Genomic DNA, 14,287 nt, shown 5'->3' with positions numbered 1-14,287 from the left:
AACCGCCGATCAGTTAGTCCGGTTTTTTGACACATCCCCGATATGTGGTCATAACTTTTGCACTCCGCTGGGTCAAACCACGGTGGCTGTCGATGGAATATTGGCATCTTCCGAGGTTCTTGCCTGATACGGAGATAAGCTCATGATTTTCAATGTACAAAATTTTGGCGCCAAAGGAGATGGCATCACTGACGACACAGCGGCGATACAACGTGCAATTGATGCGGCGGCCGCCGCAGGCGGGGGGCAGGTTTACGTGCCGACCGGAACCTATATCGTTTCGGGAGGAGTGGAACCTTCCGACGGTTGCCTGATGCTCAAGAGCAACGTCTACCTGTACGGCGACGGCATGGGCGCTACCACCGTCAAGGTGGCTGACGGCTCCGACACCAAGATCACCGGCGTCATCCGCTCCGCCTATGGCGAGGAAACCCACGACTTCGGCGTCAGCAAGCTCACCATTGACGGCAACCGTGACAACACTACGGGCAAGATCGACGGTTGGTTCAACGGCTACATTCCCGGGCAAGCAGGCTACGACTCCAACGTCACCCTCGACAGCGTCGAGATCAAGGACTGCTCCGGGTACGGTTTCGACCCCCACGAGCAGACCATCAACATGGTCATCAAGAACAGCGTGTCCCACGGCAACGGCCTGGACGGTTTCGTAGCTGACTTCCTGAGCAACAGCACCTTCGAAAACAACGTCGCCTACGACAACGACCGGCACGGTTTCAATATCGTGACCAGCACCCACGACTTCACGCTCACCAATAACGTTGCCTACAACAACGGCGGCAATGGCATCGTGGTGCAGCGCGGCAGCGAGAACATCCCCTCCCCCAGCAACATCACCATCACCGGTGGCGAGGTGTATGGCAACGGCGCCGAAGGGGTACTGATCAAAATGTCCAGCGAGGTGACGGTCAGCGGCGTCGACATTCACGACAACACCAGCGCCGGGGTCCGTATCTACGGCAGCAACCACGTCGAGCTTATCGACAACACGCTCAACAGCAATTCCCTGGGCAACCCCGTGCCGGAGATCATCATCCAGTCCTACAACGACACCCTGGGTGTGTCCGGCAAGTACTACAACGGCAGCGATAACATCATCCAGAGCAACATCATCACCGGCAGCAACCTGTCGACCTACGGCGTTGCGGAGCGCAATGAAGACGGCACTGATCGCAACGCCATCATCGGCAACACCATCAGCCACACCAGCAACGGTGCGACGCTGGTCTATGGCGACGGCAGTTACGTCAGCGACACGGTCCCGATGATCACCGTGCAAGGCACAGCTGGCAACGACACCCTGCTGGGCAGCGCCGGCAGCGAGATTTTCTATGGCGGTGCTGGCAACGACACCATCAATGGCGGGGCCGGTGACGACATTCTGGTAGGCGGTGCAGGCATCGACAAACTCACCGGCGGTACCGGCGCCGATACGTTCCGTTTCACCACTCAGTCCGACAGCTACCGCAATGCAACCGCGAGCTTCGATGACACCATCACCGACTTCGATGTCACCCAGGACAAGATCGACCTCGCCGGCCTCGGTTTCACCGGCCTGGGCAATGGCCATGGCAGTACCCTGCAAGTCAGCTACAGCGCCAGCACTAACCGCACCTACATCAAGGACTACGATGCCGACGCCAGTGGCAATCGCTTCGAATTGATACTCTCGGGCAACCTCGCCAGCACTCTGACCGCGAGCAATTTCATCTTCAATCGTGTGCTCACCGGCACCAGCGGCAGCGACTCGCTGCTGGGCAGTGATTCGGCCGACACCCTGCTCGGCCTGGCGGGCAACGATAGTCTCAGTGGCGGCGCGGGTGACGACAAACTCGACGGCGGTGCCGGTATGGACACCCTCACCGGTGGCGCCGGAGCGGACACCTTTGTGTTTTCCAATCGCCTGGACAGTTATCGCAATTACAACACCGGTGGTGCCAACCTTGCCGACCTGATCACCGATTTTGATATCACCGCCGACAAGATCGACCTCTCGGCCATGGGTTTCACCGGCCTGGGGGATGGCAAGAACAACACCGTGTACGTGGTGCTCAACAGTGCCGGCACCAAGACTTACATCAAGTCCCTGACTGCCGACGCCGATGGCAACCGCTTCGAAGTGGCACTGAACGGTAACTACCTCGACAAGCTGACCAGCGCCAACTTCGTCTTCGCCACGTCGTCACCGACCAACCACGCGCCGGTTCTGGCCACGCCGCTGCTGGATCAGAACGCAACCGAAAACGCCCCGTTCAGCTACGTGGTGCCAGCCACCAGCTTCACCGATGCGGATAATGACAACCTCAGCTACACCGCCACCCTGGCCGATGGCAGCGCCCTGCCCGCGTGGCTGAGCTTCAATGCCACCAACCTGACCTTCAGCGGCACGCCGACCAGCACCGCATCCGGCAATTACGACGTGCTGGTCAAGGCCACAGACCCGGCCGGTGCATCGGCCAGCGATAGCTTCGCCCTGGGAGTGGCCAACACTGTCACCGGCACCAACAATGCCGAAACCCTCAACGGCACGGCGGGTGCAGACCTGATCCTCGGCCTCGGTGGCAACGACACGATCAAGGCCGGCGCTGGCGCCGACACCGTCGACGGCGGTGCCGGACGCGACTCGCTGTATGGTGGCGACGGTGCCGACACCTTCCGCTATACCAACCTGCTCGACAGCTACCGCGACTACGACACGGGTGGTATCACGGCCACCGACACGATTTATGACTTCACCGCGGGCGTCGACAAAATCGATGTGTCAGGCCTGGGCTTTGTCGGCCTTGGCGATGGCCACAATGGCACGTTGTACATCACCCTCAACGCGGCGGGCGACAAGACCTACATCAAGTCCGCCGAAGCGGATGCCGATGGTAATCGTTTTGAAATCGCCCTCAGCGGCAACTACCTCAACACCCTGACCGCCAGTGACTTCGTGTTTGGCCAGCACGCGCAGCAGGACATCCTCTACCTGCCCACCCTCGGCCAATCCAATGCGCGCCTGCTGCGCATGACGGAGGACGACAATCAGTCCGGCACCTCGATGCTGGTCAACGACCTGGACCGCTACACCCCCTATGACGTGCGCAGCCAGTTCACCGATGCCGATGGCAACGGCATCGACATCGCGGTGGGCGGCAGCACGGTCACCGGCCTGTCGACGCTCAGCGCCGAGGAACTCAAGTTGTGCTGGTGGCTGACCGACACCGACCAACCCGGGGCTGCGCTGTTGCGCGCCGTGACGCTGCTGAGCGAACAGCGCTCCGAACTGCAATCGATCAATAACGTCACCATGGGCATCATTTGGGGCCAGGGTGAGGAAGCCGCTCAGGAGATCGCCCAAGCCACGGACAAAGCAGCGGCAGCAGCGGCCTACAAGGATGCGACCCTAAAGGTGTTTGACTACCTGCATGCCCAGTTCGGCAACTTCGACGTGTACATGATGGAAACCGGTCACTACGAGCAGGACGCGGCGCGCGCCCGTGGCTATTCGGAAGAGAAGATCGCCTCCATCGTCGAGGGGGTTGGCTATGTTCACGCCGCCCAGGAAGCCATTGCCGCCGAGCGCGCCGACGTCAAGCTGGCGGTGGACTACAACGACCTCCCCTTGCGACACGAAGTCGATCCGCTGACGTATCCCGACGACATCTGGCACCTGCACGAGGAATCGGCGGAAATCGTCGGCCAGCGCCTGGCCGACTACATCGCCAATGACCTTGGCTTCCAGGGCAACCCCAACGACAACAACAGCGTGCAGGACATTTTCGACAACAACCGGAAGATGATTTCCGGTACCGACCAGGCGGATACCCTGGTGGGCAGCTCGGGTAACGACACGCTGGATGGCGGCCTGGGCGCCGACACCATGACCGGTGGCGACGGCAACGACATTTATGTGGTCAACAACGTGCTCGACCGCGTGGTGGAAACCAACACCTCGACCTCGCAGATCGATACGGTACAGGCCTCGGTCAGCTGGACCCTGGGCGCCAATCTCGAGAACCTGGTGCTCACCGGCGTGTCGGGCATCAACGGCACCGGCAATGAGCAGCACAACTTCATCACCGGCAATGCCGGCAATAATGTGCTCGATGGTGCCGCAGGGGCCGACAGCATGAGCGGCGGCGATGGCAACGACACCTACTATGTCGACAACGCTGACGACGCCGTGATCGAGACCAACAGCAGTGCGGCGTCCGGAGGGATCGACAGCGTGCACAGCAGCCTGGCGGCCTATACCCTCGGCAACAACGTCGAGCATCTGTATATCGATAGCACTGGCGCCGCCAATGGCACGGGCAACGCGTTGGACAACACGCTGTTCGCCGGAGCCGGCAACAACGTGCTGGACGGACGCGAGGGCAATGACACGGTGTCTTTTGAACGCGCCGCGTCTGGCGTTACCGTCAACCTCTCGACGTCAGCGCAGCAAAACACCGTGGGTTCCGGGCTCGACACCGTGAAGCTCTTCGAAAACCTCACGGGAAGCGCCTACGCCGACACTCTGTCGGGTAACAGCGGCGCGAACGTTCTGAACGGTGGTGCGGGCAACGATACGTTGGTGGGCGGTTCGGGCAATGACCGGCTGATCGGCGGTGCCGGCACCGACAACCTCACCGGAGGCACTGGCGCGGATACCTACGTGTTTGATGCGCTGTCGGACATGGGCGCCGGCGCTTTACGCGATGTGATCAACGGTTTCAAGAGCACCGAGGGTGATCATCTGGACTTCTCCGGCCTGGACGCCAACCCGCTGACCACTGCTATCGACGCCTTCACCTTCATCGGCGCCAACGCCTTCGACCCTGCCGACGCCACCGGCCAACTACGCTTTGCCGATGGCATTCTCTACGGCAGTGTCGATGCCGACGCCGCCCCCGAGTTCGAAATCACACTGGTGGGCGTCACGGAGTTGCACGCCAGCGATTTCACAGCCTGAGTTACGCCCAAAAGGGATTTGCAGTGCTCGAAAAATCGAGGACAGCCACAGGTCAAAATGCAGGAGCGGGCTTGCCTGCTCCTGCATTTTGCATTCTGGTACGGGGGCAGGCGTCAATTTCGCCAGCGAGAAAAAAACTCGGTCAAGGTAGGTTTTGGAAAGGTGATCCAACCCCTGCCCTTCAGTCCTTGCTCGATTTGGGTATCGCAATACGGCTACTGGTCTTGACCTCGCGTAATGCCAGGCTGGACTGGATGGAGGCAATACCCACCTGGCGCCTGAGCACCTGCTCGATAAAGTCACTGTAGCTGTCAAGATCCTCTGCCAACACTTGCAGCACGTAGTCGGCATCCCCGGTGATCTTGTGGCAGGACAACACTTCGGGCAACTGCGCAATCACCGCCTCGAAGTCGTCGGGGGCGTGATCGGCGTGGGTGGAAAAACGGATGTGCACGAACGCCATGATGTCCAGCCCCAGCATTCGTCGATCAAGGTTAGCCTGATAGCCCTTAATCACTCCCGCCTCCTCCATTCTCTTACGCCGCCGCCAGCAAGGCGTAAGGCTTAACGACAGGCGCTCACTGAGCTCGGCGTTGGAGATACTCGCATCCTCCTGCAGCAATGCGAGAATCGCCAGGTCGGTGTCGTCGAGACTGATACGCTTGGATATTTTTTTCTGCATTGCGCCATTCCTGAGTAAAACCTCCCGCAATATCTACCAAACACCGAAAACAAAGCAAAGAAATCGCATCCGTACCAGAACAAAATATTTGTACTGGCTCACATCAACGGATGCGCACAATGTTTACAGTTTTCAGTGATTCCCACCGTTTGCACCACGGCACCGAATTGAAAGACGGCGTGCTCAAGCCGTCCTTCGAACAGCCCAGTCGAGCCGATACCGTCCATCATCGGGTCAAGCAGGTCGGGCTTGGTCAGGTCATCGAGCCGCAAGCCTTTGACCGGTCGTGCTATGTCAACGCGCACAGCGAGCGCTACGTAACCTTTCTTGAATCGGCCTGGTCTGAATGGAGCGCAACCGGACGCACCCACGATGCCTTGCCGCTGGTATGGCCAGTGCGCGATCTGGCTAACGAGCATGTGCCGGCTTACATCGACGGCAAGTTGGGTTTCTACGCCATGGACGCCGGCTCCCCGATTACCGCCACCACATGGCAAGCGGTAAAAACCAGCGCCGATATCGCGCTGACTGGGCTGGCGCTGATCGATGAAGGCCACGACAGTGCTTTTGCCCTGTGCCGTCCGCCCGGCCATCACGCAGCACGTGAATACATGGGCGGCTATTGCTATCTCAACAACGCCGCCATTGCCGCACAGCACGCCATTACCCAAGGCGCCAAACGTGTCGCGGTACTGGACGTCGACTTTCATCATGGCAACGGCACCCAGAACATCTTCTACGGGCGCAGTGACGTCATGTTTGTCTCGCTGCACGGCGAACCGACGGTGTCCTATCCGTACTACTCAGGCTACAGCCACGAAGTCGGCGCCGGCCACGGCGAAGGTTACAACCTCAACTACCCGTTGCCGAAGAACACCACCTGGGAAAGCTATCGCAACGCCCTGCTCCACGCCTGCAAGAAACTTCAGCAATTCGCCCCTGAAGTGCTGGTTATTTCACTCGGCGTCGACACATTCAAGGACGACCCCATCAGCCACTTTCTGCTGGAAAGCGACGATTTCATCGGCATCGGCGAGCTGATAGCGGGCGTGGGCTGCCCCGCCCTGTTCGTGATGGAGGGCGGCTACATGGTCGATGAAATCGGGATCAATGCGGTCAACGTGCTGCATGGTTACGAGAGCAAACGCACCTGAGTCATCCCCTGAATCGCAGCGCTTCAACTATTGAATCGGAGAATAAAAACATGACTCTTTTTATAGACGTCGATCATGCCGCACGCCTGTTCGCCAAGGTGGGAATCCGTCGGGCAATACGCGAAATGGCGGCTTACATCGAAGCTGACTACTCACGCTGGGCGCAGTTTGATAAGTCGCCGCGCACCGCCAATCATTCGGCCGATGGTGTGATCGAGTTGATGCCGACGGACGATGGCCAACAGTACTCGTTCAAATACGTGAATGGTCACCCGGACAACGGTCAAAGCAATTTGCTGACGGTCATGGCCTTCGGTGTCCTGGCCGATGTCCACAGTGGCTATCCAACCTTGCTCAGCGAACTGACATTGACCACCGCCGTGCGCACAGCCGCGACCTCCGCCCTGGTCGCGAAGTCCCTGGCGCGCCCTGATGCAAACATCATGGCAATCATCGGCAATGGCGCCCAGAGCGAATTTCAAGCCATCGCCTTCTACGAAATGCTGTCCATCAAGGAAATCCGCATTTTCGATATCGATCGCGACGCTTCACTTAAGTTGAAGCACAACCTAGCCGCATTCCCGGATATCGAGGTGATTCTGGCCAACTCGGTACAGGACGCGGTCAAGGGTGCGCACATCGTCACCACGGTCACTGCAGACAAGGCCTATGCAACGATTCTGACGCCCGAGATGATCGAGCCCGGCATGCATATCAATGCCGTCGGCGGTGATTGCCCTGGGAAAACCGAACTGCACGCCGACATCCTGCGCAATGCCCGGGTCATCGTTGAGTTTGAACCTCAAACCCGGATTGAAGGCGATATTCAACAACTGGAGGCCGACTTTCCCGTCGTCGAATTCTTCCGGATTGTTCAAGGTGAAGTCGCGGGCCGTGAGAACGACGCCCAGGTCACGGTTTTCGATTCCGTGGGTTTTGCCCTCGAAGACTTTTCGTCACTGCGCTACGTGCACGACCTTGCGCGGGAGCATGCCATCGGTGAGCGCATCCATCTGGTGCCGACGCCTGCCAACATAAAAAACCTCTATCAACTGCTTGATCAGCAGCCAGCAGTTCCCTCGCGCCTGCGCACAGTCAGCTGATCGCGATAGGTGAGGCCTCCTGAGCAAAGTGCCAAGGGGCTACTCACCGTGTGACCGGACGAGAAACCCTGCCACACGCAAACCACCACCGTCAGTAGCCGTTGCATCTCTAACAAGAACGCTAGACACCCACTTTCTGCCAAAACTCAAAAACATAAAATCAAGAGGTTTTGTAATGAAAACGACTCCGTCCGGGCTGCCTGAACAGCCCGCGCTGCAGCGCACCCTCAGCAATCGTCACATTCAGTTAATGGCCATGGGAGGCGCCATTGGTACAGGGCTGTTCATGGGCTCCGGGAAGATCATCGCCCTTTCCGGCACGTCGATCATCCTCATCTATATGATCATCGGCTTGTTCGTCTACTTCGTCATGCGCGCCATGGGCGAACTGTTGCTCTCCAACTTAAACTTCAAAAGCTTCGCGGATTTTGCCGGTGCCTACCTTGGCCCGCGAGCGGCATTTTTTCTCGGTTGGTCGTACTGGCTGAGTTGGAGCGTCGCGGTAGTGGGTGATGCCGTGGTGGTCGGCGGCTTCTTTCAATACTGGTTCCCTGATGTACCCGCCTGGATCCCGGCCATCGGTATGCTAATGACGCTGTTTGCCTTGAATGTGCTGACGGTCAGGCTTTTCGGTGAAGTGGAGTTCTGGTTCGCGATCATCAAGATCATAGCCGTCGTCACCTTGATTGGCGTCAGCATGGTGCTGATTGCCAGCTCCTTCGTCTCACCCAATGGCGTCACTGCCTCCCTGAACCACCTGCTGGATAAACAGGCAGCCTTCCCCAACGGCTTGTTCGGTTTCTTTGCCGGTTTTCAGATGGCCATCTTCTCCTTTGCCGGCACCGAGCTGATCGGCACAGCAGCAGCCGAAACCCGCTCCCCCGAGAAGACCCTGCCTAAAGCCATCAACTCAATTCCGCTGAGAATCATCCTGTTTTATGTGCTGGCACTGGCCTGCATTATTGCGGTGACCTCCTGGCAACAGGTTTCGCCCAACAAGAGTCCTTTCGTCGAACTGTTTCTGGTTGCGGGATTTCCCGCAGCAGCAGGTATCGTCAACTTTGTCGTGCTGACATCTGCCGCCTCATCGGCCAACAGTGGCGTATTTTCATCCAGCCGCATGCTGTTTGGGCTGGCCAGTCACGACAATGCACCAGGGATTTTTCGGCGTTTGTCGGGCAATAGCGTGCCTCTGCTGAGCCTGGCGTTCACCACACTGTTGATGCTGGTGGGAGTATTGTTGCTGTTCATCGTTCCGGAAGTCATGACAGCGTTCACCATAGTCTCGACCGTGTCGGCGATCCTGGTGATTTTCACTTGGTCGACCATCCTCGCGTCGTACATTGCCTATCGCAGAAGCCGGCCCGACCTGCATGCGCAATCGGCCTACAAGATGCCTGGCGGCGTGCCGATGGCCTGGTTCTCCTTGGCGTTCCTGGGCTTTGTTCTCTGTTTGCTGGCATTAAGACCTGACACCCGAATTGCTTTAATGGTCATGCCGGGGTGGTTTATATGGTTGGCAATTGCCTATCAGCTGACCCACACCTGGAGGCCCAAACCCGCAGCTGGATCGATAAGTCAGTACAACTGATTTTACCTGGAGCCTTTGGGGGCGCCCTCTAGAGTGACGTGGCATTTGTGGGGCACCTGCGGGTCGAATAGCTGCAGGAGAAGGCCGTCAAATTTCAGTGGCGGCCAACTCGCTCCTGCAACCCCACCGCCGCCGAGCGGTATGGCAAGTTCTGAGCACTGACTTACACTGCGATACACCAATGCGAACGAATAACTATTCAACGCATCGATCAATCCCACGGCAATCCGGGCATCACGTAATGATCTGGGTGAAGCCAACATGAAAACGGTCACGACCCTTTTCACCTGTCTACTCGCTGCCAGCGTATGCGTGGCGGCGAGCACTTGTGTTAATGCTGCACCAACCTTCAAGACCAGCTTCGACTGTGCCGAGGCAAAGGCGTCCGTCGAAAAGCTGATTTGTCGCGATCCGCAGCTGGCGCAGATGGATATCGAACTGACGCGTCTTTATCGCCTGGCGCTCACGGATGAACATTCAGTGCCGCGTCCGGACAAAATCATGATCGACCAGCAGTTCTGGACCGATGCCCGCAATCAGTGCGCCTCCACACCTGTACCCAAGACGTGCACAGTCCGCAGTTATGCCGAGCGCGCGTACCAGCTGCGCCAAGGCTCGGCCATCGTGAGAACCAAGGACCCAAACAGACTCACCGAGGGCCCCCTGGCTTTTCGTTGTACAGGGCTTGACCCGCTGGTTGCCGCCACCTTCTTCACCACGCAGCCTGGTGTCGTGTACCTGAAATGGGCGAACACCTCGATCGTCCTGAACCAGGAGCCGAGTGATTCGGGAACCCGATACACAGGCAAGGACTCCCAAGGGAATTACAGTTTCTGGCAAGAGGGCGACGTGGTGCTATTCCAGAAGCCTGGCTCAGGGCCAATGAGTTGCAAGGCCGAGCCGGTCGGTTGATGTCTCTGGCGCAAGTACCGGCGCCCTGCTCCCAGCCCCAAAACCTGCAGGCAAAAAAAAGCCCCGAAACCACATAAGGTACGGGGCAAAAAATTGGTTGGTTGCGGCCAACCAAAGGAGCATTTTTCAAAGCGGTTTCGGGTTACAGGCAATCCTGCGCGGCACGTTCGAAACTCGAAGGCATGAAGTTCGACGCCAGCAAGTGGCGCTCATACAAAAACACCTTGCCGCCGTTCGGCGCTTTGTAGGCTTCCAAAACGTTGTCCGCGGCGACTTTGCTCGGCACCACGATCCGGTAGCTTCGCTGGGTTTGCGAGACCGTCGGGTTCAGTGCGCTGCCCTGCAACTTCGGCACCACGCAATCGGCGTACTCGGCAGGCGTTTTTTTCGTCTGCAGGATCTGCGTCGGGTCGTTCGGCGCAGTGGCACAACCGGCCAGCAGCAAGGTGGCGAAAGCCATGGCAGGAACAAATAAAGGGCGCATCGGTGCAGGTCCTGAAGTAAAAAATCTGTTTCGTTGCGCAACGGGTCACTGTCGTTGCGGTTATGGTCCGGGTGTTCAGCCAGCAGTCACCAGGGTTTTGAGCGAGTCATCGAACTGCTTCAAGGCGCTGAGTTGCAGGTCGCGTTGTTGATCAATCTGGGCGGCAATCTCGGCTGCCGCTTTACGGTGTACCCAGACCGAAGGCATTTGTTTCTCGACGGCGCCTTCGGCCTTGCCGATGTATTGCAGGTTGGCGTCGTAGAACCGTGCGGCGAAACGCGCTTCGACCTGACTGTTGCGTTGGGTCAGCAGACGGTTATGCGTATCGAGCATCACCACCACATCCGGATGGGCCTGCAACAACGCATCGAGGTTGTTGTAGACGGTCACCGACAGGAACTGCTGCTGTAACGAACTCATCAGCCAGTCGATTGCCAACTCTGGGTCGGAGCTGTTGATGAACGCGTCGCGAATCCGCGCATCCAGCGCATCGCGCGCGCCGTTCACCGCCACATCGTGGTAACGCTCGAGGTATTGCAGGTTATCCAGGGTGTTTTCGCTGTACAGCACACCGACGGTTTGCGAATGCTGCAATCCGGTACTGGCGCCGGCGATGGGCAGAAAATGGCACGACTGAGCGTCGTCTGCGTAGGCGGTTGCAGCAGTAACAACCCCGCCCATCAACAGGGCGACAATTGCCAGTCGGGTCAATGTCTTCATCGCGCAAATTCCTTGAGCTGCGTCTTCGATGGAGGCGATTTTCCGCCTTTACCCGATCCAGCAGAACTTGCGTTTCTTGATTGTCACTATCACTTGAACCGATAGTTGCGCCGCGTGCCGATAGTTCGCTCTTTCCTCCAAGTGCCTGCTCGATCACGCGACGCTCAGCTGATTTCTCCCCTGCGACTTTGCCGCATAAAGTGCGCGGTCTGCACGACCGATCAGTGCCTTTTCATCAGTGTCGCTGCCGTCGGCGACATAAGTTGCCACCCCCAGGCTGACGGTCACGATACCTAACGGGCTCGACAAATGCGCAAGCTGCTCGGTCGCAATCCCCGACAGGATCGCCTCGGCAACCTTGCGCGCTCCTGATTCGTCCGTATTGGGCATCACCACGGCGATTTCTTCCCCGCCATAACGAGCCGCCATGTCTCCCGGGCGACGTACACAGTGCTTGATCGCCTGACCTATGATCCGCAGACATTCATCTCCGGCGAGATGGCCGTAGTGATCGTTGTAGCGTTTGAAAAAGTCCACATCGATCAGGATCAGTGACAACGGGCTTGCGAGTCGCTTGGCGCGTTTGAGTTCGACATCCAGGAACTGATCGAAATGCCGGCGGTTGGCGAGGCCGGTGAGTTTGTCCTCGCTGGCGAGAACTTCCAGCGTCTGGTTAAGCTCGATCAGTGCGGTTTGGGTGGCGAGCAACTTTTCCTCCGCCCGAATACGCCGGCTGATGTGGGAAATCAGCCGGCGTCCCAGTGCGACCAGGAGGCCCAGCAACAGCAGCACCACAGCGACAGATTGCTTTGTCTGACTGAGCCACGCTTGCGTTGCCTCGGCCTGCCCCACCGCAACCGTCGTGACGACAGGATATTGATCGCTTCTCTTGAACGCGTAGAGGCGATGGATGCCATCGACATTCGACGCAAAATCCACGGTGCCCGATGAGGTATTGCGCAAGTATTCGGAGAATATGGGCGCGCGCGACAGATCACGACCGATGTCTTCCACTTGAAAGGGATACCGCACCAGCAGGCTCCCTTCGGATGAGGTCAGGCTGATCGCGCCGTATTGCCCCACGTGGATGCTTCGATAAAGTTTGAGGAAGTGTTCAAGGCTGATGGTCGCGGCGATTACCCCGGCAAAACTTCCATCAGGGTGATCGATGCGCCGGCTGACGGAAATCACCCAGGCGCAAGTGACACGGCTGAGAATCGCCGGGCCGATATAGATACCGCGATCCGGGACGTCTCGGTGATGCTTGAAGAACGCCCGATCTGCGTTGTTGCTATTGGATGAGATCAGTGTGTCGGTCGAAAATAGCCAGTCCCCCTGGGCGTCGTACAGCACCACGCTATTCAATTGGGGGAGCGCATCCATCTGCTGGGCAACCAACTTGCTCAGCCGTTCGAGTTGCTCCGGGCCGGTGCCGTCTTTCTCGATCCTTTCTGTCAGGCCCAGCAACAGCACTTCACTTTGCTTGAAGGTGCCCTCGGTGTAAGTGTTGAGCGCGTGAGTCAGGTTCAATGTATCGGTATTGATGTCGCTCAAGGTGTTCTGTCGGGCTGTCCATGTCTGCCAGGCCGTCAGCAGCACCACGGAGACACACACCAGAAAGATCAGAAAAGTGGCAAGTCGAAGATCGCGTTTCAAGGAAATACCGGGCTGTTGAGTACACTGGCGTCAAAGGCTGCGCATTATAGAAGGCTTTTGGCCAGCATTGCTGATGCATATGGATAGGTCAGCCCTGCGCCGGGAATGCTTCCACTCTTAGTTTCTCCATCACCAGTTCAATGAAGGCCGATACCGCCAACGGCAGATGCTGCCGGCTCGGGTAAAGCACGTGCAGGCCAAAGCCCGCACGCTGGAAGTGTGGCAACACACGTACAAGTCGACCCGCCTGAAGATCGAGCATGGCGAGCGTCGGCGGCAGCAGTGCGATGCCCAGGCCGGCCACCGTAGCCTTGCGCAGTGCCTGGGCCGTGTTACCGGAAAAACGGCTGGCGATTTGCACCTCTTCCTCCACGCCCTCTGGTCCGGTCAGACGCCAGGTGGTGAAGCCGCTGGGATGGGCGAAACTCACGCAGTCATGGTTCACCAGGTCCTGCAGCGTACCGGGCATACCGCGAGCAGCGATGTAAGCCGGACTCGCCACCAAGCCCTCGCTGCCTGCACTGAAGAGCTGGCGCCCGACGTAGCCTGAGTCTTGCAGCGGACCGCCGCGAAACGCGATGTCGATACGCTCGGCGATCAAGTCGGCGCGGGCATCACTGAGCACGAAGTCAAGCCGCACCCGCGGATGCGCGGCAAGAAAGTCAGCCACCCATTCCATGGGGAAGAAGTCGAAGAAATCCGCCGTCGCCGCGACGCGCACCAAGCCGCTGGGTTCCTGGCTGCCCGTCATCAACTCGTGCCCCGCCTCGATCAGCCCGTCCACCGCGCCCACGCAGCGCTCGTGAAAAGCCTGCCCGGCATGAGTCAGCGTCAACTTGCGCGTGGAGCGTTGCAGCAGTCGTGTGTCGAGTTGTGCCTCGAGCTGCTGGACACGCCGGCTGACGGTGTTGGGCGGCATGCCCAGCCGCCGCGCCGCTTCGGCAAAGCTGCCGCTGCGGACCACTTGGACAAACAAGGCAATGTCATTCAAGTCGAGCATAAGGCGATAATTCCAGCAAAAAATGGAC

General features: G+C 58.5%; 10 protein-coding genes. 5 read left to right on the top strand and 5 right to left on the bottom strand.

Features of this window, described 5'->3' with window-relative positions:
* Positions 1-142 precede the first annotated feature (142 nt).
* Positions 143-4,957, top strand: a complete 4,815-nt coding sequence (locus tag ACEN8R_RS09610) for a M10 family metallopeptidase C-terminal domain-containing protein (protein ID WP_495624800.1) — start codon at positions 143-145, stop codon at positions 4,955-4,957.
* 181 nt (positions 4,958-5,138) lie between these two features.
* On the opposite strand, the gene ACEN8R_RS09605 is transcribed toward ACEN8R_RS09610, so the two are convergent.
* Positions 5,139-5,639, bottom strand: a complete 501-nt coding sequence (locus ACEN8R_RS09605) for an Lrp/AsnC family transcriptional regulator (RefSeq protein WP_495624799.1) — start codon at positions 5,637-5,639, stop codon at positions 5,139-5,141.
* A 119-nt stretch (positions 5,640-5,758) separates the two neighbouring features.
* Between ACEN8R_RS09605 and ACEN8R_RS09600 the strand changes: the two genes are divergently transcribed.
* From ACEN8R_RS09600 to ACEN8R_RS09585, 4 genes are all read left to right on the top strand, one after another.
* Complete coding sequence (locus tag ACEN8R_RS09600) at positions 5,759-6,793, top strand: histone deacetylase family protein (RefSeq protein WP_018925947.1); 1,035 nt, start codon at positions 5,759-5,761, stop codon at positions 6,791-6,793.
* A 50-nt stretch (positions 6,794-6,843) separates the two neighbouring features.
* On the top strand, positions 6,844-7,896 hold the full coding sequence (ocd, locus tag ACEN8R_RS09595; protein ID WP_026286401.1) for an ornithine cyclodeaminase: 1,053 nt from the start codon (positions 6,844-6,846) through the stop codon (positions 7,894-7,896).
* Positions 7,897-8,071: 175 nt separating this feature from the next.
* Positions 8,072-9,487 carry an amino acid permease gene (locus ACEN8R_RS09590; RefSeq protein ID WP_018925949.1) on the top strand — a complete coding sequence of 472 codons (1,416 nt, stop codon included), beginning with the start codon at positions 8,072-8,074 and terminating at the stop codon, positions 9,485-9,487.
* 261 nt (positions 9,488-9,748) lie between these two features.
* A complete protein-coding gene (locus ACEN8R_RS09585) occupies positions 9,749-10,399 on the top strand; it encodes an MliC family protein (RefSeq protein ID WP_495624798.1) in 651 nt (216 codons plus the stop codon).
* A gap of 142 nt (positions 10,400-10,541) precedes the next feature.
* Here the strand turns inward: ACEN8R_RS09585 and ACEN8R_RS09580 are convergent, their stop codons facing one another.
* The 4 genes from ACEN8R_RS09580 to ACEN8R_RS09565 form a co-directional block, all read right to left on the bottom strand.
* On the bottom strand, positions 10,542-10,883 hold the full coding sequence (locus tag ACEN8R_RS09580; protein WP_026286402.1) for a hypothetical protein: 342 nt from the start codon (positions 10,881-10,883) through the stop codon (positions 10,542-10,544).
* A gap of 75 nt (positions 10,884-10,958) precedes the next feature.
* A complete protein-coding gene (locus ACEN8R_RS09575) occupies positions 10,959-11,603 on the bottom strand; it encodes a hypothetical protein (RefSeq protein ID WP_064617943.1) in 645 nt (214 codons plus the stop codon).
* 153 nt (positions 11,604-11,756) lie between these two features.
* Positions 11,757-13,259, bottom strand: a complete 1,503-nt coding sequence (locus ACEN8R_RS09570; RefSeq protein WP_495624797.1) for a sensor domain-containing diguanylate cyclase — start codon at positions 13,257-13,259, stop codon at positions 11,757-11,759.
* An 88-nt stretch (positions 13,260-13,347) separates the two neighbouring features.
* Positions 13,348-14,259: a LysR family transcriptional regulator gene (locus ACEN8R_RS09565; RefSeq protein ID WP_138867557.1), complete on the bottom strand. Its 912-nt coding sequence runs from the start codon at positions 14,257-14,259 to the stop codon at positions 13,348-13,350.
* Positions 14,260-14,287 lie beyond the last annotated feature (28 nt).

This window comes from Pseudomonas sp. Pseusp15, assembly GCF_059492165.1.
This window is presented reverse-complemented; position numbering and strand designations above follow the sequence as displayed.

Bases quoted from the DNA above. Each gene is read 5' to 3' on its own strand.
- ACEN8R_RS09610 (WP_495624800.1), top strand. From the start codon at position 143: ATGATTTTCAATGTACAAAATTTTGGCGCCAAAGGAGATGGCATCACT.
- ACEN8R_RS09605 (WP_495624799.1), bottom strand. From the start codon at position 5,639: ATGCAGAAAAAAATATCCAAGCGTATCAGTCTCGACGACACCGACCTG.
- ACEN8R_RS09600 (WP_018925947.1), top strand. From the start codon at position 5,759: ATGTTTACAGTTTTCAGTGATTCCCACCGTTTGCACCACGGCACCGAA.
- ocd (WP_026286401.1), top strand. From the start codon at position 6,844: ATGACTCTTTTTATAGACGTCGATCATGCCGCACGCCTGTTCGCCAAG.
- ACEN8R_RS09590 (WP_018925949.1), top strand. From the start codon at position 8,072: ATGAAAACGACTCCGTCCGGGCTGCCTGAACAGCCCGCGCTGCAGCGC.
- ACEN8R_RS09585 (WP_495624798.1), top strand. From the start codon at position 9,749: ATGAAAACGGTCACGACCCTTTTCACCTGTCTACTCGCTGCCAGCGTA.
- ACEN8R_RS09580 (WP_026286402.1), bottom strand. From the start codon at position 10,883: ATGCGCCCTTTATTTGTTCCTGCCATGGCTTTCGCCACCTTGCTGCTG.
- ACEN8R_RS09575 (WP_064617943.1), bottom strand. From the start codon at position 11,603: ATGAAGACATTGACCCGACTGGCAATTGTCGCCCTGTTGATGGGCGGG.
- ACEN8R_RS09565 (WP_138867557.1), bottom strand. From the start codon at position 14,259: ATGCTCGACTTGAATGACATTGCCTTGTTTGTCCAAGTGGTCCGCAGC.